The sequence below is a fragment of the Rhodococcus sp. DN22 genome, assembly GCF_036669995.1.
Taxonomy (GTDB): Bacteria; Actinomycetota; Actinomycetes; order Mycobacteriales; family Mycobacteriaceae; genus Rhodococcus_F; species Rhodococcus_F erythropolis.
This window is the reverse complement of record NZ_CP133326.1, coordinates 6445678-6462454: the sequence shown is the minus strand read 5'-3', so window position 1 is coordinate 6462454 and position 16777 is coordinate 6445678. Positions and strand designations below refer to the sequence as shown.

Annotated in this window: 18 protein-coding genes; 13 read left to right on the top strand and 5 right to left on the bottom strand. The window is 62.8% G+C overall.

Annotation, left to right across the window (positions count from 1 at the left end):
* Positions 1–12: 12 nt before the first annotated feature.
* From RA302_RS29825 to RA302_RS29790, 8 genes are all read left to right on the top strand, one after another.
* Positions 13–735 (top strand): FadR/GntR family transcriptional regulator, encoded by a 723-nt coding sequence (locus tag RA302_RS29825; RefSeq protein WP_021332595.1) that lies wholly within the window; start codon positions 13–15, stop codon positions 733–735.
* Between the two features lie 98 nt (positions 736–833).
* Positions 834–2264, top strand: a complete 1431-nt coding sequence (locus tag RA302_RS29820; protein ID WP_051720950.1) for an APC family permease — start codon at positions 834–836, stop codon at positions 2262–2264.
* Positions 2265–2408: 144 nt separating this feature from the next.
* Positions 2409–2999 carry a hypothetical protein gene (locus RA302_RS29815; RefSeq protein WP_225320215.1) on the top strand — a complete coding sequence of 197 codons (591 nt, stop codon included), beginning with the start codon at positions 2409–2411 and terminating at the stop codon, positions 2997–2999.
* Positions 3000–3064: 65 nt separating this feature from the next.
* On the top strand, positions 3065–3439 hold the full coding sequence (locus RA302_RS29810) for a nuclear transport factor 2 family protein (RefSeq protein ID WP_003942502.1): 375 nt from the start codon (positions 3065–3067) through the stop codon (positions 3437–3439).
* 1 nt (position 3440) lies between these two features.
* Positions 3441–4397 (top strand): alpha/beta hydrolase, encoded by a 957-nt coding sequence (locus RA302_RS29805; protein WP_030537468.1) that lies wholly within the window; start codon positions 3441–3443, stop codon positions 4395–4397.
* Between the two features lie 33 nt (positions 4398–4430).
* Positions 4431–5387, top strand: a complete 957-nt coding sequence (locus RA302_RS29800) for an SMP-30/gluconolactonase/LRE family protein (protein ID WP_007729077.1) — start codon at positions 4431–4433, stop codon at positions 5385–5387.
* A gap of 68 nt (positions 5388–5455) precedes the next feature.
* On the top strand, positions 5456–6514 hold the full coding sequence (locus RA302_RS29795) for a Dyp-type peroxidase (RefSeq protein ID WP_042447536.1): 1059 nt from the start codon (positions 5456–5458) through the stop codon (positions 6512–6514).
* A complete protein-coding gene (locus tag RA302_RS29790; RefSeq protein ID WP_003942478.1) occupies positions 6511–7305 on the top strand; it encodes a family 1 encapsulin nanocompartment shell protein in 795 nt (264 codons plus the stop codon). The genes RA302_RS29795 and RA302_RS29790 overlap by 4 nt, the downstream gene beginning before the upstream one ends.
* Here RA302_RS29790 and RA302_RS29785 read toward each other — a convergent pair.
* The 3 genes from RA302_RS29785 to RA302_RS29775 are packed head-to-tail and all read right to left on the bottom strand — an operon-like array spanning position 7294 to position 8958.
* Positions 7294–7620 (bottom strand): hypothetical protein, encoded by a 327-nt coding sequence (locus tag RA302_RS29785; RefSeq protein ID WP_030537467.1) that lies wholly within the window; start codon positions 7618–7620, stop codon positions 7294–7296. The two genes, RA302_RS29790 and RA302_RS29785, sit on opposite strands and share 12 nt — an antisense overlap.
* The gene (locus tag RA302_RS29780; protein WP_030537466.1) at positions 7617–8441 is read right to left on the bottom strand and encodes a DUF692 domain-containing protein; all 825 of its coding nucleotides are present in this window, start codon (positions 8439–8441) and stop codon (positions 7617–7619) included. Before RA302_RS29780 ends, RA302_RS29785 begins: the two co-directional genes overlap by 4 nt.
* A 46-nt stretch (positions 8442–8487) precedes the next feature.
* Positions 8488–8958, bottom strand: coding sequence for an Lrp/AsnC family transcriptional regulator (locus RA302_RS29775; protein ID WP_020971454.1), 471 nt, complete (start codon positions 8956–8958; stop codon positions 8488–8490).
* Positions 8959–9112: 154 nt separating this feature from the next.
* On the opposite strand from RA302_RS29775, the gene pdhA reads away from it, so the two are divergent.
* Genes pdhA through RA302_RS29750 form a run of 5 tightly spaced genes read left to right on the top strand, consistent with a single transcriptional unit; the run spans position 9113 to position 14977 of the window.
* Positions 9113–10240 carry a pyruvate dehydrogenase (acetyl-transferring) E1 component subunit alpha gene (pdhA, locus tag RA302_RS29770; protein ID WP_030537465.1) on the top strand — a complete coding sequence of 376 codons (1128 nt, stop codon included), beginning with the start codon at positions 9113–9115 and terminating at the stop codon, positions 10238–10240.
* Between the two features lie 2 nt (positions 10241–10242).
* On the top strand, positions 10243–11247 hold the full coding sequence (locus RA302_RS29765) for an alpha-ketoacid dehydrogenase subunit beta (RefSeq protein WP_030537464.1): 1005 nt from the start codon (positions 10243–10245) through the stop codon (positions 11245–11247).
* Positions 11244–12467, top strand: coding sequence for a dihydrolipoamide acetyltransferase family protein (locus RA302_RS29760; RefSeq protein ID WP_030537463.1), 1224 nt, complete (start codon positions 11244–11246; stop codon positions 12465–12467). Before RA302_RS29765 ends, RA302_RS29760 begins: the two co-directional genes overlap by 4 nt.
* A complete protein-coding gene (gene lpdA, locus RA302_RS29755) occupies positions 12467–13846 on the top strand; it encodes a dihydrolipoyl dehydrogenase (RefSeq protein ID WP_030537462.1) in 1380 nt (459 codons plus the stop codon). Before RA302_RS29760 ends, lpdA begins: the two co-directional genes overlap by 1 nt.
* 24 nt (positions 13847–13870) lie before the next feature.
* Positions 13871–14977 carry a Glu/Leu/Phe/Val dehydrogenase dimerization domain-containing protein gene (locus RA302_RS29750; protein ID WP_030537461.1) on the top strand — a complete coding sequence of 369 codons (1107 nt, stop codon included), beginning with the start codon at positions 13871–13873 and terminating at the stop codon, positions 14975–14977.
* Here the strand turns inward: RA302_RS29750 and RA302_RS29745 are convergent.
* Together RA302_RS29745 and RA302_RS29740 are read right to left on the bottom strand one after the other, a co-directional pair.
* Complete coding sequence (locus RA302_RS29745) at positions 14906–15814, bottom strand: TIGR04222 domain-containing membrane protein (RefSeq protein WP_030537460.1); 909 nt, start codon at positions 15812–15814, stop codon at positions 14906–14908. The genes RA302_RS29750 and RA302_RS29745 overlap by 72 nt on opposite strands.
* Positions 15811–16719: a TIGR04222 domain-containing membrane protein gene (locus tag RA302_RS29740; protein WP_030537459.1), complete on the bottom strand. Its 909-nt coding sequence runs from the start codon at positions 16717–16719 to the stop codon at positions 15811–15813. Before RA302_RS29740 ends, RA302_RS29745 begins: the two co-directional genes overlap by 4 nt.
* Between the last annotated feature and the right edge of the window lie 58 nt (positions 16720–16777).

The window sequence follows — 16777 nt, the reverse complement described above, 5'->3', positions numbered from 1 at the left end:
GGGGTACGAGACGTGCAGATCGACAAGCTGCCGGCCATCGAATTCATGGTCAGTGCACCGACGTTGGGGGAGGATATCGCTCGACGCTTGCGACTGCTCATTCACAGCGGCGCGCTCAGCCCCGGTGATCGCCTGCCGTCCGAGCGTGAACTGTCTCAGCAACTCGAAGTCGGTCGAGTCAGTGTGCGAGAAGCGGTCCGAATCCTTCAGGCGATGGGATACATCGAGGTGCGGCGAGGAGCCACGGGTGGATCGTTCGTTTCGGAGTTGACCAGGCCTTATGAAGACTGGGTTGGCCAGTTGAAAGCGCGAGAAGCAGACATCGACGAGATCGTCGACCTCCGTATCGGGTTGGAAATGCGCACGGCAAGCCTCGCGGCGGTCCGGCGAACCGATCGTCATCTTCTCGAGTTGCTCGAATCCATTGAGCAATTGGGGGTTTCCGGAAGTCGGGGATCGTTCCGGGCTTGTGACGCCAGGTTCCACGGCGGTATCGCCAGAGCGGCGGGAAACAGCAGGTTGGAGGCCGCTGTGGTCGAGGCTCGCGGCGAAATGTTCGTCCCCGTTGATCATCTCGTGTTCGAAGACCAGGTCGAGGCTTCGAGGGTGGAGCACAAGGAAATCTTCGAGGCGATCAAGCGGGGCGACAGCGCTCGCGCGGCGGAGGCAATGGAACGTCACATTCTGCACGCAAAAGACGAGCTCAAACGCTTGGCGCTGCAGGAAGAAGGCTGACGGGAGCGCGACGAACGGACGGTTCGTCCCGTTTTTCGCAAGTAAAAGTTTTGTGAATTGGGTCCCGAATCGACTTCAATGGTTCTAACATCGCCCGTATGACCCATACTTCCGTCAATGCTTCACGTGATGCATCCGGCGATGACCGAACTCTTCGAGGCTCGCTGGGTACCGGCTCGATAGTCCTCATGGTCGTTGCCGCAGCTGCTCCCCTGACTGTGATCAGTGGTCTTGTGCCGCTGGGTATTTCCGGTGGCAACGGTGCGGGCTTCCCCATGACCTTCGCCGTGACAACCGGTGTACTTCTGCTCTTCGCCGTCGGGTTCACCGCGATGTCGCGTTACATCCCGGGAACCGGAGCGTTCTATCTCTACATCGGACATGGTCTCGGCCGTGGTGCCGGCGTCGGCAGTGCGATGTTGGCCCTCGTCAGTTACAGCACAGTGCAATTGGCCGTATACGGCTACCTCGGCCCGGCAATGAGTTCGTTGATCACCTCCTACGGTGGTCCGGAGGTGCCGTGGTGGATCTTCTCGCTCGCCTCGTTGGCTCTGGTAGCCGTCCTCGGATTTCGTCATATCGAATTGTCGGGCAAGGTGCTCGGCATCCTGTTGATCGCAGAGGTCGGGATCGTAGTCGTACTCGACGCTTTCATCGTCGCCGACGGTGGTCCGGAAGGCCCGTCGACAGCAATGTTCTCTCCGTCGGAAATATTCTCCGGATCCCCCGGCGTCGCATTGGTATTCGCGCTTGCCGGTTACATCGGGTTCGAGTCGACGGCGATCTTCCGTGACGAAGCGAAGGATCCCGCGCGGACTATCCCGCGAGCGACATACGCCGCCTTGATCCTCATCGGCGGCTTCTACGCTCTCTCCAGTTGGGCGGTTGTGACAGCCTGGGGCGACAAGGGTGCAGTGGACATTGCGGGTACTGACCCCGACGGCATGCTGATCACCACTGCCACCGACTTTGCCGGAACGGTGACAGCCCACCTGATTCAAATTCTGTTGGTGTCCAGTCTCTTTGCCGCAGTTCTGTCTCTCCACAATGTCTTGGCCAGATACATCTTCGTTCTGTCGAACACCGGCGTTCTGCCGGGCGCAGGTGGGCGGACGCACCGCGTGCATGGTTCGCCGCACATCGCGTCAGTGGTGCAATCCTGCTGTGCTCTGGTACTTCTCGGAGCTTGCATCGTCATCGGTCTGGATCCGGTGACACAGATCTTCGCGTGGTTCGCCGGCGTTGCAACGGTGGGGATCGTGGCTCTCATGTTGCTCACGTGCCTTGCGGTGCTCGTCTTCTTTCATCGTACGAAGGTCGATCAGCGATTCTGGCACACCAAACTTGCCCCGAGCTTGGGCCTTGTCGGGCTGATCGGATTCGCGATCGCCATTGCCGGAAACCTTCCGCTCCTACTGGGCGGCAACATTCTGGCCGTGGTGATGACCGGGGTGCTGGTGCTCGCGTTTGTCGGTGGATTCCTCTATGCGCGACGACGGAAGCAAGTGAGCTTCGAACTCCCGTCGTGAGAGGGCTTTCGGTGAAATGATGGGTGCACCCGCACTCGAGAAAGCAGGACTCCCACGACGTTCGCGGATCTGGACGGCGATGAACTGTGGAGTTACCTGACGGAGCGTTCAGGACTGCCCGGCCCGCGCGCGAACCTTGGGCTCATGCTCGAGTTCGCGCGCGGCGCCGATGACGACGACATCCTGCTGGCGGCGGAGTCCGAGGACGAATACATCCGCTGCTGTGGGATCGTCGGGCTCGGATTCATCCTTGTTCGTTCACGCGACAAGGCTGTTCTGAACAGTCTCACGGAGGCGACCACCAGTGCGTCGTGGCGTGCACGTGAAGCTGCCGCGATGGCCGTTCAAGCGATAGGCGACACGGATCCGGAATTGTTCCGGGCGATCATCGAGCAGTGGGCGCGCTCCACCCATCCATTGACGCTGCGCGCAGCGGCTGCCGGGAACTGCGAGCCACGGTTGCTGAAGGACAAGACCAACGCTGCGCTGGCCGTTCAGGTGTGCCGAGACGCTACCGAGTGGATCGTCTCGCAACCGGATGACGCCCGTCGTGACGCCGATACACGGACTCTCCGGCAGGCGCTCGGATACTGCTGGAGTGTCGCGGTTGCGGCGGATCCGGAGAATGCACTGCCGGCATTCCTCTCCCTGGAGGCGTCGGACGACGCCGATGTCGTCTGGATCGTGCGGGAGAACCGGAAGAAGGCTCGCCTGCGCAAGGTGCTCGAAAGCTGACCCGTGGAACAGAGTCGTAGGTTATCCTCAGAATTAGAACCTGTTCTAACTACGAGGGGTAGACCATGGCACCGTCCGCAGAGGTAATCCGCAAGACCGTCGACGCCTACATCGAGACCGTTGCGACGGGCACTGCTGCCCAGGTTGTGGCCCTGTACGCAGAGGGTGCAACGGTTGAAGACCCGGTTGGTACCGACGTGCGCACCACCCGCGAGTCCATTCTCGAGTTCTACTCCGTGATCGAGAATTTCGACCAGGAAGCTCACCTTCAGACCCTCCGCATCGCCGGAAACGAAGCGGCATTCCACTTCTCGCTGATCACCAAGCTCGGCGAGCAGACCCTGACCATCGCACCCATCGACGTCATGACCTTCGACGACGACGGAAAGATCCTGTCGATGCGCGCATTCTGGAACCAGGAAGACATGATCACCGCCTGACATGACGGTCAAGACGATCGACGTCGACGGATTCTGTTGGCAGATCGACGATTCCGGTTCCGGGACAGCTGTGGTCATGTGCCACGGCTTTCCCGGCCTCGGATACAGCTTTCGCCATCAGTCGGCAGCGTTGGCGGAAGCGGGTTTTCGGTCGATTGCACTCGACATGCCCGGTTACGGCGGCACTACCCGCCCCGACGCGATCGAGGATTACACCAACGACGCCGTCGCGAACCGGCTGATCGACCTACTCGACGCTCTCGGAATCGACAAAGCGGTGTTCGTCGGACACGATTTCGGCGGTCCGGTCGCGTGGACGACAGCGCTTCGTCACCCCGATCGCGTTGCGGGACTGGTCTCCTTGGCGGTTCCCTATGCGCCGGACAGATTTCCGGCCAAGCCCTCGGCCATCTACGCCGCCTTGGCGCGCAAGCACTTTCTGCACATTCACTATTTTCAGGAACCGGGTGTTGCGGAGCGCGAACTCGACGCCCGTCCACGTGAATTCCTTCAGCGGCTCTTCCACGCCTTGTCCGGGGCCTACCGGTACCTCGATGTGTGGAAGAACCCCTCCGAAGGAAACGGCTATCTCGACGTACTTCCCGAGGCGCCGGCGTTGCCGTGGTCGTGGCTCACCGAGGATGATTTGGATGTCTATGTAAAGGCCTTTACTGCAACAGGTTTCACCGGTGGCTTGAACTGGTACCGAGCGTATGACGCCAATTGGGAACGCAGCGCGGATCTGGACGGCGCGCACGTCGAGGTCCCGACGCTCTTCGTTGCGGGCGCGGAAGACCCGGTCATCGCGATGAGCGGTCCCAAGGCATTGGACCGAATGAAGGACACCGTCCCCGACCTGCGGGGTGTACATCTCCTCGGCGGTGCGGGGCACTTCGTACAACAAGAACACGCTGCCGAGGTCAATGAACTTTTGATCTCTTTCCTTCGGTCGCTCTAGGCGAAATCGGGCCGAAGGTCTAGCGTTGCGCAGATGCGCACCAGGATCTTCGATCGCGGTATTCGGGTAGGTATCACCGGTGCTCTTGTTGCCGGTTCGCTTCTGGCTCTGGGCGTGTCCGGTGCCGCCGCCGCTCCGCCTTGCCCTGGATCGTCACCCGCCATACTCAGCGCCCAGATTCCGGGTGCTGCCCTCGAGGGTGTCACGGTGGACGGGCAAGGGCGCCTGTATACGACCGACCTGGTGAGTGGGCGGATCTTCCGCGTCGACGGGCCTGGTCAGGCCGCAGTTCCGATCGCGACGGTTCCCGGCGGTGCGGGCGCACTCGCGTGGAGCCCGGACGGTTCACTGCTGGTGGGTACCGGAGCAAACGCCGGCGTGCTGATCGGCGATCTGACGCGTGCTGCGTCGGTCGCGCGGGTGGACGTGAACTCGGGTGCCGTGACGCCGATAGCCGGTGGTCTGAGCGCTGCAAACGGCCTTGCCGTCGCGCACGACGGGACGATCTACGCCACCAACGATTTCGGTTCGCTGATCGGAAAGGTCAGCCCGAATGGTTCCGTCGACCCGGCGTGGGCAACCTTCCCGAGTGCAAACGGCGCTGCCCTGAGCGCCGATAATCGCTGGCTCTACGTTTCGCGCACGTTCGCAAACCCGGGTGTCAGCCGCATCTCCGTGGACAATCCGGGATATTCGGAGTCGTTGGTCGATCTCGGTGGTTTCGAAACCTTCTCTGCCCCAGATGGTTTGACCTTGGACTCGCGAGATCGCGCAATTGTTCCCACGGACATCAGTGGTGAGGTGTGGCGGATCGACGGACCCGGCCAGTACTGCTCGCTCACCAGCGGACTGCAAGCGTCGAGTGTGTTGACCTACGGGCGTGGCAATTCCGGTTTCGCGGCCGGGCATCTCTACCGCGCCGGGTTCGACGGAAAGATCTTCGAGATTCCGGCCGGCTTCGACGCGGGCGCCCAGGCCGCAACACCCTGACGCGACACCCTGACGCGACTTACCCACTACTGATGCCGGGACTGCCGGAATCGTCCATACTGGTCTGCATGGCGGAAACGAGTGAGATCGACGAGGCCGAAGTGGCCCTTCCCGCGATACCGCAGCCGTTGCTGACCCCGCTCACGGAAGCTGCGATCTTCCTGGTTTTCACCATCGACGAGGGTGGTGAGCAGGCAGTTCACGACGTTCTGGCGGATATTTCCGGGCTGCAACGCTCGATCGGATTCCGGGTTCCCGCCGGTGGCTTGGCTGCCGTCGTAGGCATCGGTTCGGATGCGTGGGATCGACTTTTCGACGGTCCACGGCCGGCGGAATTGCATCCGTTCGTCGAGTTGACCGGTGACAAACACCACGCCCCGCGCACGCCGGGCGATCTGTTGTTTCACATCCGGGCCCGTCAGATGGACCTGTGCTTCGAGTTCGCCACGGTCGTGACCAACAGGTTGGCCGGGGCCGCGTCGGTGATCGACGAGGTCCACGGGTTCAAGTATTTCGAGCAACGCGACCTCATGGGTTTTGTCGACGGTACCGAGAACCCGTCCGGGCAGGCCGCTTACGTCGCGGTCACCGTCGGTGACGAGGATCCGGATTTCGCAGGCAGCAGTTACGTCATCGTCCAGAAGTACCTCCACGACATGTCGGAGTGGAACTCCCTGCCCGTCGAGGAGCAGGAGAACGTCATCGGACGCTCCAAGCTCGAAGATCTCGAGATGGACGACGACACCAAGCCGGCCAACTCCCACACCGCACTCACCGTCATCGAGGACGAATCCGGTGAGCAGATCCAGATTCTGCGGGACAACATGCCGTTCGGCCACGTCGGCTCCGCTGAGATGGGTACCTATTTCATCGGTTACTCGGCGTCGCCGACGGTCACCGAGCAGATGCTCACCAACATGTTCATCGGGAATCCCGTCGGCAATTACGACCGCATTCTCGATTTCTCCACCGCCGTCACCGGAATCAATTTCTTCGTTCCGACGGCGGACTTTCTCGACGATCCCCCGGACTTGCCGACCAGGCTCGTTCCCGAAGCGACGTTCACAGCGCCCATCTCTGACGGTTCTCTCGGAATCGGCAGCCTCAAAAGGAGTGCCCAGCAATGACAAACCTGCACCGCGACCTAGCACCCATTTCGGCAGCAGCCTGGGCCGAGATCGAAGAAGAGGCGAGCCGTACCTTCAAGCGTCACGTCGCCGGTCGTCGTGTCGTGGATGTGGAGGGACCGTCGGGTGACGATCTCGCGGCCATCCCACTCGGGCATCAGGTGCCGATCAATCCCTTGGCCGACGGCGTCATCGCACATGCTCGTCAGTCCCAGCCGATCATCGAACTGCGGGTCCCTTTCACCGTCAGCCGTCAGGCCATCGACGACGTCGAACGCGGCGCCAAGGACTCCGACTGGCAGCCCGTCAAGGACGCGGCCAAGCAGATCGCGTTCGCCGAGGACCGCGCCATCTTCGAGGGATACCCCGCAGCCAGCATCACCGGCGTGCGGGCCAGCGGTTCCAACCCGGAACTGAAGCTCCCCATCGACGCCAAGGACTACCCGGAAGCCATCAGCCAGGCGATCACGTCGCTGCGCTTGGCCGGTGTCAACGGACCGTACTCACTGCTCCTGAATGCAGATGCGTTCACCGCGATCAACGAGACCTCCGATCACGGCTACCCCATCCGCGAGCACCTGCGACGCGTCCTCGACGGCGAGATCATCTGGGCCCCGGCCATCGACGGCGCTTTCCTGCTGTCGACGCGTGGCGGTGACTACGAACTGCATCTGGGCCAGGACCTGTCCATCGGCTATCTCTCGCACGATGCGAACTCCGTCGAGCTGTACTTCCAGGAATCGATGACGTTCCTCATGTACACCAGCGAAGCTGTTGTCTCACTTGCGTGAGAGCTTTCGAAACCTCTGATACCAGGGCGGGCGAGGCAGTTCGCCGATGTCCTGGAGATGGGCGACAAAGGCCTGGGCATCCGAACGCGAAGACGTCTTCGGCCGTCCGCCCGCCCACGCTGTGAACAACTGAAGATAACGATCGCCGAGGGTGTGGCGCACGACCGGAAGGTGGTGCGCCACTTCCCCTGCGCGCTTTCGGAGCAGTGCCGCCGAGACAACGGCGGCTTCGTCTTTGTCGAAGCCTTCGGGCAGTTCGCCACCCGCCACCAGTGCGCGAATCAGCGCCTCTTGACGCTCACCGAGCGTGCTCATGTGCGTGACCAATCGGTGCCCGCGGTGATGCGATCCAGACCAGCTGCGTCGGCGATGGCATCGAGCTCGTCGAGCAATTCCAGTGCCGGCGGATAGTTTCCGTCGCGCTCGAGCATGATCGCGGGATGGTGACCGGCGGCGGTGAAATGCGCAAGGAGTGCCAGCACGGCTTCGGGTACCGGATCGGTGTGCGTGTCGTGGTATTTGCCGTCGCTGATGCTGCCACCGGCGATGTGGCAGTATGCGATTCGCTCGAGTGGTAGCCGGCTCAGCTCGGCCCAGGGATCACGCCCTCGGTTGAGGGCATTGGCATAGACGTTCGCGATGTCGAGAACCAGCAGGGCTCCGGTGCGCTCGACGATCTCCGCGAGAAACTCCCCTTCGGTCAACTCGTCGTTCGGCCAGTCGAACAGGGCGGCAATGTTTTCGACGGCAAACGGCACCGGTAGACCATCCTGAGTCCGGGTGATGTTGCGTACCAGGGCGTCGACGGCTTCGTAGGTGCGCGGAAGTGGGAGCAGGTGGCCGGCCTCGATGCCGCCTGCACGCACGAATGCGATGTGCTCGCTCGCCAAGGGAGCGCCCAGTAGCTGGGATGCACGCGCAAGGTGATCGATCCGTGCCTGATCTACCGCCTCGGCCCCGCCAAGTGAGAGCGAGATTCCGTGCGGGATCACCGGAACTCCCAGCGAGCCGAGGTGCGGCGGTATCTCGTTTCCGACGGATTCGGCAATGACTTCGCAGAATGCCAGGCCGTCGAGTTGCGCGATGATTCCGGAGACCTCGGGGCGCCAACCGATTCCCAGGCCGTGCAGGGTCATTCGAGTCACCTCCCGTGTGCAACTGCTAACGGCGACTATAGACGGATCAGCCGGGCAACCAGTTGGGTCCCGGACCGTTGCCTTCTTCGAAGATCAGCCACGTTTTGGTCGAGAGAACCCCGTCGAGTCCCTGGAGTTCTTCGAGAACGGTGTGGCGTAGTTCCTGGTTGTCCGGGGCACGGACCAGCACCAGAACGTCGAAGTCGCCGCCGAGGAGGGAGAAGTGCTCGACAAACGGCAGGGCCTTCAAGGACGCCGCCAGACCTCGCCACGAGTGCTGCCTGATCGAGAGTGCCACGTATGCCGAGGAGCCGAGTCCGGCCTTCTCGTGGGCGATCCGCGTCGTGAATCCGGTGATGATTCCGGCGTCCTCGAGCCTTTCGATGCGGACGTAGGCGTGAGCGCGGGATATGTGCGCCTTCTCGGCCAGTGCACGCATGGAGATGCGACTGTCTGCGACCAGTTCGGCGATGATGCGACGGTCGATCGCATCGAGAGCGTGCGGTTCGGTGGCCATCTGTCCATTCCTGGTTCGGTAGTCGAGTCGGTTGATGGACATATTGCTGCCCGAATCCTCATGATAGGCCGTTTGTCTTGAATCCTCGACGCTCGCTGCCATTACGTCGCCGAAGTGCGAATACTGATGGACACAACGTCTTCTGGAGGTAGAAGTGACACTTGTCGAGCCCTTGGGGGAACTGCGGTATCAGAAGTTCCTGCCGGCCGATTCTGCGGTGCAGTACCTCGACCCTGCCGGAGAACTGACGCGCAGCGAGGCCCGCTACGCAAAACCGAGCGACGATCGCCTGATCGCGATGTGTCGAAAGATGTTCCTGGGCAGGCGTTTCGACCAGCAGGCTACGGCGCTGACCAAACAGGGGCGCCTGGCCGTGTATCCGTCCTCGCGAGGGCAGGAGGCATGTCAGATCGCGGCAGCGATGAGTCTGGAGCCGAGTGACTGGCTCTTCCCCACCTACCGGGATTCGATGGCGTTGGCCGCCCGGGGTGTCGATCCGGTGCAGATTCTGAGCATGCTCGCCGGCGACTGGCACTGCGGATACGACCCGGTCGCACTGCGCAGTGCGCCGCAGTGCACCCCGCTGGCAACGCAATTGCTGCATGCAGCGGGGGTGGCCTACGGGGAGTCTCGACGGGGCTTGAACACCGTCGCCTTGGCGCTCTGTGGTGACGGCGCCACCAGTGAGGGCGATTTCCACGAGGCGCTGAACTTCGCCGCCGTCTTCAAGGCGCCGGTGATCTTTCTGGTGCAGAACAACGGATTTGCGATCAGCGTGCCACTGTCGCGCCAAAGCGCAGCACCGACGTTGGCGCACAAGGGCGTCGGCTACGGGATCGGCAGCGAGCAGGTCGACGGCAACGATCCCGTTGCGATGCTGGCCGTCATGGACGAGGCGGCACGCTTCGTCCGCAGCGGAAACGGACCGGTGATCGTCGAGGCACACACTTATCGCATCGACGCACACACCAATGCCGACGACGCCACCCGCTACCGCGACAGCGCCGAGGTGGAAGCCTGGCTCGGGCGAGATCCGTTGCCGCGTCTCGAAAAGTATCTGCGCGCACACGATCTGATCGACGACGCGTTCGTGGAATCGCTGACTGCAGAGGCAGAAACCGCGGCCGCCACACTGCGCGCCGGCATGAACGTCGACCGCCCGCACGATCCGCTCGATCTGTTCCGGTACGTCTTCGCCGAGCAGACACCGCAATTGCGAGAGCAACAAGCCCAACTCGAAACCGAACTTGCCGCCGAAGCCGCTGACACAGGGGGACACTGACCATGCCCATGCTCACGATGGCTCAGGCCCTCAACACCGCGCTACGCGACTCTCTGGCCGCGGACGACAACGTTGTCGTCTTCGGTGAGGACGTCGGCACCCTCGGCGGCGTCTTCCGCGTCACCGACGGCCTCACCCGCGACTTCGGCGACGACCGATGCTTCGACACCCCCCTCGCCGAGTCCGGCATCATCGGATTCGCAATCGGCATGGCCATGGCCGGTTTTCGTCCGGTCGTGGAAATGCAGTTCGACGCGTTTGCCTATCCGGCGTTCGAGCAGATCGCCTCCCATGTCGCGAAGATCCGCAACCGCACCAAGGGCACGCTGTCGATTCCGATAGTCATTCGTGTTGCTTTTGCCGGCGGTATCGGCGGGGTGGAGCATCACTGTGATTCCAGTGAGGGCTACTACGCGCACACACCCGGACTGAAGGTTGTAGCCCCGTCCACGGTGGAAGATGCGTACTCGCTGCTACGTTCGGCAATCGAGGACCCCGACCCCGTGATCTTCCTCGAGCCCAAGAAGCTGTACTTCGCGCGAGCAGATGTCGAACTGACCGCACGTGAGCCGATCGGTCGCGCCGTCGTCCGGCGCCCCGGTCGTGACGCGACGCTCATCGCCTACGGTCCGTCCGTGGACGTTGCACTGAGGTCCGCCGAGGCCGCTGCAGCCGAGGGCCGGGACATCGAGGTGATCGACATCCGCTCGATAGTGCCGTTCGACGACGAGACGGTCACCGCATCGGTGCGAAAGACCGGACGCTGCATCGTTATCCAGGAAGCGCAGGGTTTTGCCGGTGTGGGTGCAGAAATTGCTGCCCGCGTGCAGGAACGGTGTTTCCACCATCTCCATGCCCCGGTGCTCCGGGTCAGCGGCTTCGACATCCCCTACCCCGCTCCCAAGCTCGAGCGTCACCACCTGCCCAGCATCGACCGGGTCCTGGACGCCGTCGACCGTCTGCAGTGGAACGACGCCCCGGACACCCGTTGGGCGGTGACGGCATGAGCAATCAGGTTTTCATGCTCCCCGACCTCGGCGAAGGACTGGCGGAGGCCGACATCGCGGAGTGGCACGTCAAGGTAGGCGACGTGGTCACCATCGATCAGATCGTCGTCGAGGTGGAAACTGCGAAAGCTGCTGTGGATGTGCCCATCCCGTTCGCCGGGACCGTGATCGAACTACACGGCAAGGGCGGAGACACCCTGAAGGTGGGCACTCCGTTGATCACTGTGAGTGGTGGCGAGAGTGTCGACGCGGTCGTTTCGGCCAACCACGAGCGCTACCGCGAAGAGGAACGCGCCGGTTCGGGCAACGTCCTGATCGGCTACGGCACCAGCGAGGATGCTCCTCTGCGCCGTCGCAGAGCGGCTCCGTCGGTACGCGTGATCTCGCCGATCGTTCGTAAACTGGCCTTTGACAACGATATCGACCTGTCCTTGCTCTCCGGGTCGGGTGCCGGCGGGGTGATAACGCGTGCTGACGTCGAGGCCGGGTCGAACACCGGCCCGGAGACGGAAACGTCGCACGTGAGCGACCAACGCATCCCGATCAAGGGACTACGCAAGGTGGTGGCCGACAAGCTGTCCACCAGCCGCCGTGAGATCCCGGACGCAACAACCTGGGTTGACGTCGACGCCACCGAACTGTTGGCGGCGCGTGCCGTGATCAACAAGTCACTGCCCGATTCCGACAAGATCAGCCTGATGGCGCTCCTGGCTCGGCTGACCATCGCGGCGTTGGCGCAGTACCCCGAACTGAACTCGTCGGTCGATACTGCTCGAGGCGAGATCGTTCGACACGCCCGCACCCACCTGGGGATCGCCGCGCAGACACCGAAGGGATTGATGGTACCGGTCATTCGTAATGCCGATTCGCTGAGCACTGCCGAACTCGCACAGGCACTTCGGGTGACCACCGACCTTGCCCGCGACGGCAAGCTCGAACCCGCCCGCCTGACCGGCGGCACGTTCACGCTCAACAACTACGGGGTATTCGGGGTCGACGGATCGACTCCGATCATCAATCACCCCGAGGCGGCAATTCTGGGGATCGGACGCATCATCGACAAGCCGTGGGTCGTGAACGGCGAGTTGACCGTTCGTAAGGTCACTCAGATCTCGTTGAGCTTCGACCACCGCGTCTGTGACGGGGGCGAGGCCGGCGGATTCCTCAGGCTGTTCGGTGACTACATCGAGAACCCGATCCGCGTCCTGGGAAGGCTCTGATGACAACTGCAGAACCCCACAGCGACGTCGTGATCCTCGGTGGAGGATCGGGCGGCTATGCCTGCGCCATCCGCGCCGCTCAACTCGGATTGTCGGTCACGCTGATCGAAGCGGACAAGGTCGGCGGAACGTGCCTGCACCGCGGATGCATCCCGACCAAGGCACTGCTGCATTCCGCCGAGGTGGCCGATTCGGCACGCACCAGTGAGCAATTCGGTGTCCGGGCATCTTTTGCCGGCATCGACGTCGCGCAGGTGCACGACTACAAGAACGGGACAGTCGAGCGGCTGTACAGCGGTCTGCAAGGCTTGTTGGCGCAACACAAGATCACCATCGTCAACGGATACGGGACGTATGTCGGTGGGCGAAGCATCGACGTCGACGGAACCCGCTACACCGGAACAGCACTCGTTCTGGCCACCGGCTCGTATCCGCGGGAACTCCCCGGCATCGAACTCGGCCGACGGATCGTCACCAGCGACCAGGCACTCGAACTCGACCGGGTGCCCACCAGCGCAACGGTACTCGGTGGCGGTGTCATCGGCGTCGAGTTCGCAAGCCTCTGGCGCTCGTTCGGCGCCGAAGTAACGATCGTCGAGGCACTCCCCCGACTGATCGCCGCCGAGGATCCGTGGTCGTCGAAGCAGCTGGAGCGGGCATACCGGAAACGTGGAATCGTCTGTAAGACAGACACAAAGGTTGCTTCCGCGAAAGAAGCAGCCGATTCGGTCCGCGTCGAACTGGGCGACGGAACGATATTCGACACCGACCTACTGTTGGTCGCCGTCGGCCGCGGACCCCGCACGGACGGTAGCGGTTTCGCAGAAAACGGAATCAACCTCGACAAGGGGTTTGTCGTCACCGACGAACGCCTTCGCGCGTCCGTGGACGGTGTGTACGCGGTCGGTGACATCGTGCCCGGTCTTGCATTGGCGCACCGAGGCTTCCAGCAGGGAATCTTTGTGGCCGAACAGATTGCCGGCAAGGATCCGATACCGGTCGCCGAACATCTGATTTCTCGCGTGACGTACTCACATCCCGAAGTTGCATCGGTCGGACTCGACGAAGAGGCGGCGCGCACGCAGCACACCGACGTCTCCACCGTCATCTACGACCTGGCAGGTAACGGCAAGAGTCAGATCCTGCGAACTACCGGTGGAATCAAAGTGATTCGAAGCGGAACGAAAGGCCCTGTTGTCGGAGTTCACCTGGTGGGAGACCGCGTCGGCGAACTGATCGGTGAGGCGCAGTTGGCCGTTGCCTGGGAAGCACTTCCCGATGAAGTGGGGCGTTTCATCCACGCGCACCCCAGTCAGAACGAAGCGTTGGGCGAGGCCATGCTCGCACTCGCGGGAACACCACTGCACGCCCACAACTGACCCGGAGACAGAAAAGGAGATTCAATGAGTATCGACGACGAACTGCGCTGGGACGGTGAACTGACCGTCACACGCCATGATCGGGAGACCGGTACGACTTTCGTGATTCGAATCGACTCCACCCGTCTGGGACCGGCGTCGGGTGGCACGCGGGCCGCTCACTATCCCTCGATCGGCCACGCTCTGGCGGACGCCGGGAAGCTCGCCGGTGCAATGACTTTGAAGATGGCTGTCTCCGACCTGCCGATGGGTGGCGGGAAGTCGGTGATCGCACTGCCAGCACCGCGCAATCAGATCGACGCCGCAACCTGGTCTCGTATCCTCGGCATCCACGCCGAGAACATCGACAAGCTCGAAGGAAACTACTGGACCGGTCCCGACGTCAACACCAACTCTTCCGACATGGATCAGCTCAGTCGCACCACCAGATACGTCTTCGGGCGTTCGGTTGACAAGGGTGGCGCCGGTTCCAGCGCGCACGCCACCGCTCTGGGTGTGTTCGAAGCGATGAAGGCCACGGCGCGTCGCCGAGGACTCGGAACACTCGACGGCCGAACGGTACTGGTACAGGGGCTCGGCGCCGTCGGCGGCGACGTCGTCCGTCTCGCAGCGCAGGCTGGCGCACGTCTGCTGGTTGCCGATACGGACCCGCAGCGCCTCGAGGCGGCTTCTCTCGCGGGGCACACGGTCGTTCCTGCCGGCGAGGTCCTCCGAACACCGTGTGACCTCTTTGCCCCCTGCGCGATGGGAGGCATCATCGATTTCGCTGCGGCTGCGTCGATTCCGACTCTGGCCGTGGCGGGCGCAGCAAACAACATCTTGACCGATGCCGCTGCCGGTGAGGTTCTGCGAGACCGCGGGGTTCTCTGTGCCCCTGATTTCGTCGCGAACGCAGGCGGAGCCTTTCACCTCGTGGGGCGAGAAGTCCTGGGGTGGAACGAAGACTACGTCGTCGAACGAACCCGCGGGATCGGTCGAACCTTGGACGAGGTGTACTCGTTGAGCGAGGAACGTGGCATCACTACCGAGGCCGCAGCGCTTATGCTCGCCCGGGCGCGGCTATCCCCCGCATCCACCGCCGCCGCCGCCACATCCGCCGCCCCCGCTGCAGCTGCTGCCTCCCCCGCCTGAACCGCCACCGTCCGAACCCCCGCTACTTCCGCTGCCGTCGGCACCGATTCCGGCGGCGGAGGCCAAGGCGGGATTGATCATCAGCATCGCCGAACCGGCGAAGAGAGCAGCGGACATTCCCGCCAAACGCGGTCCGTAGGCGGAGAAGGCGGGCTTGTTGCGCGGGGACAGGTAGGCGTGTGCCGTGGTCAGTTCCGAACGTGCCGCCTTGCCAGAGGTGGTTCGATCGAAGTTGAGCCCGAGCAGCGGGATACTGAACCCGGTGACGAGTACGGCGAGAATCAGAAACTCGACGGGCTTGTCGTTGTGCAGTCCGAAAGCAATGCGGACGATACCCACGGCCACCAGGATCTTCAGCGGAACTGTGGAGAGAAAGATTGAACGCCTGGCGCTGTCGGAGGTCAGGTATCCCCGGTCCGCCAAAGAGTTTCGTAGGCGAGCTGTTTCCACCGTCATACGCTCGGCGAGTTGGCGCCGACGATGGGGTAGAGCCTGCTGGGCCAGGCGCTGGTACACGGTGAGGGTGTACCAGTCCAGGGTCTCGTCGCCAGGGCCCAACGGGCGCAGGACAGCGCCGTCGGTGGTGATCAGGTCAGCGCTACGCAGGATTGCCAATGATGCTGCGATGGCGCGTGACTCGCCGGTGAGCATTCCGACTTCCGGAGGCGTCAGTTGCTCGGCGGAATACCCGTGCTCGGTTGAGTACCCGTGCCGGCGTGCCCGGATCATCAGACGCCACCCCAGAGTGAGAACCATGAGCGTGGCCGAAACGGCTATGTAGCCGTAGAGGAAATCCTCGCTGGGGATCCCCCAGGTGTCGGCTGCATGCGTGCTCATCCCCCACACCCCCCGCCGCCGCAACTGCTCCCACTGCCGCCACCGCCGTCCGAGCCGGATGATCCGGATGAGGAGCCACAACTGTAGTAGCTCGAACTTCCGCCACCCGGGCTGTACGCGGCGCCCGCAGCTACCGCTCCCGCCAGCGCCGGATCGATCAGAACCAGAGCGCCCGCACCGAAGAGCGCCGCCGACAGCCCGGCGAGCGAGGGACCGTAGCTCGTGTACGCGGGCCGCAGTTTCGGTGAGAGGTACGAGTTTTCGTGCTTGAGGCGTCGAAGCTCGCTGTCTCCCAAAGCTGTCCGACGACGCTTGATGCGAAGAAGTGGAATCATCAGAGCGAGAACGATGATGGTGAGGAGCAGGAACCCGACCGGCTTACCGCCGGCGATTCCGGCGACGAGACGGACTACGCCGAGAGCAATGACCGCCACGATCGGAACGGTCCGAAGGGCAGCGGTCAGACCGTCCTGCTGGCGTTGCAAATATCCCTCGTCGATCAACGTCGTACGTAGTTGTGCGAGTGCGACGTTCAGCCGCCCCATCAGACGCACCTGCCGCAGCGGGACTTTTCCGTTGCCGAGCCGCTTGTGCACCGTACGGGTGAACCAGTCGAGACGATTCTTGTCCTCCGCAGTGAGTGCCAGCTTGGTTTTGCCTTCGGTGCTGATCAGCTCGGCGCTACGCAGAATAGCCATCGACGCCAGCACCGCTTGGTAGTCACTGGTCAAGGCACCGATCTCAGGAGGAGTGAGCGGCCGACGGACCGAGTCGACGACCACCGGTGACCGGCGCGCAGTCATTCGGCTGTACAGCGAGAGTCCGATCGCGACGGCAGCCGCCACCAGGTACCACTGAAGGAAAGTCTGGCTGGGGATCCCCCATGTATCCGTATGATCATGCATCGCACACCACCTCTCGATGAACTCCTGAGACAAGTCCAGTCTCTTTGTCCGACAACTG

What these genes read in the sequence shown, in the direction of transcription:
- RA302_RS29820 (WP_051720950.1), top strand. Translation starts at nt 834, where the DNA reads ATGACCCATACTTCCGTCAATGCTTCACGTGATGCATCCGGCGATGAC.
- RA302_RS29815 (WP_225320215.1), top strand. Translation starts at nt 2,409, where the DNA reads ATGCTCGAGTTCGCGCGCGGCGCCGATGACGACGACATCCTGCTGGCG.
- RA302_RS29810 (WP_003942502.1), top strand. Translation starts at nt 3,065, where the DNA reads ATGGCACCGTCCGCAGAGGTAATCCGCAAGACCGTCGACGCCTACATC.
- RA302_RS29805 (WP_030537468.1), top strand. Translation starts at nt 3,441, where the DNA reads ATGACGGTCAAGACGATCGACGTCGACGGATTCTGTTGGCAGATCGAC.
- RA302_RS29800 (WP_007729077.1), top strand. Translation starts at nt 4,431, where the DNA reads ATGCGCACCAGGATCTTCGATCGCGGTATTCGGGTAGGTATCACCGGT.
- RA302_RS29795 (WP_042447536.1), top strand. Translation starts at nt 5,456, where the DNA reads ATGGCGGAAACGAGTGAGATCGACGAGGCCGAAGTGGCCCTTCCCGCG.
- RA302_RS29790 (WP_003942478.1), top strand. Translation starts at nt 6,511, where the DNA reads ATGACAAACCTGCACCGCGACCTAGCACCCATTTCGGCAGCAGCCTGG.
- RA302_RS29785 (WP_030537467.1), bottom strand. Translation starts at nt 7,620, where the DNA reads ATGAGCACGCTCGGTGAGCGTCAAGAGGCGCTGATTCGCGCACTGGTG.
- RA302_RS29780 (WP_030537466.1), bottom strand. Translation starts at nt 8,441, where the DNA reads ATGACCCTGCACGGCCTGGGAATCGGTTGGCGCCCCGAGGTCTCCGGA.
- RA302_RS29775 (WP_020971454.1), bottom strand. Translation starts at nt 8,958, where the DNA reads ATGGCCACCGAACCGCACGCTCTCGATGCGATCGACCGTCGCATCATC.
- RA302_RS29765 (WP_030537464.1), top strand. Translation starts at nt 10,243, where the DNA reads ATGCCCATGCTCACGATGGCTCAGGCCCTCAACACCGCGCTACGCGAC.
- RA302_RS29760 (WP_030537463.1), top strand. Translation starts at nt 11,244, where the DNA reads ATGAGCAATCAGGTTTTCATGCTCCCCGACCTCGGCGAAGGACTGGCG.
- lpdA (WP_030537462.1), top strand. Translation starts at nt 12,467, where the DNA reads ATGACAACTGCAGAACCCCACAGCGACGTCGTGATCCTCGGTGGAGGA.
- RA302_RS29750 (WP_030537461.1), top strand. Translation starts at nt 13,871, where the DNA reads ATGAGTATCGACGACGAACTGCGCTGGGACGGTGAACTGACCGTCACA.
- RA302_RS29745 (WP_030537460.1), bottom strand. Translation starts at nt 15,814, where the DNA reads ATGAGCACGCATGCAGCCGACACCTGGGGGATCCCCAGCGAGGATTTC.
- RA302_RS29740 (WP_030537459.1), bottom strand. Translation starts at nt 16,719, where the DNA reads ATGCATGATCATACGGATACATGGGGGATCCCCAGCCAGACTTTCCTT.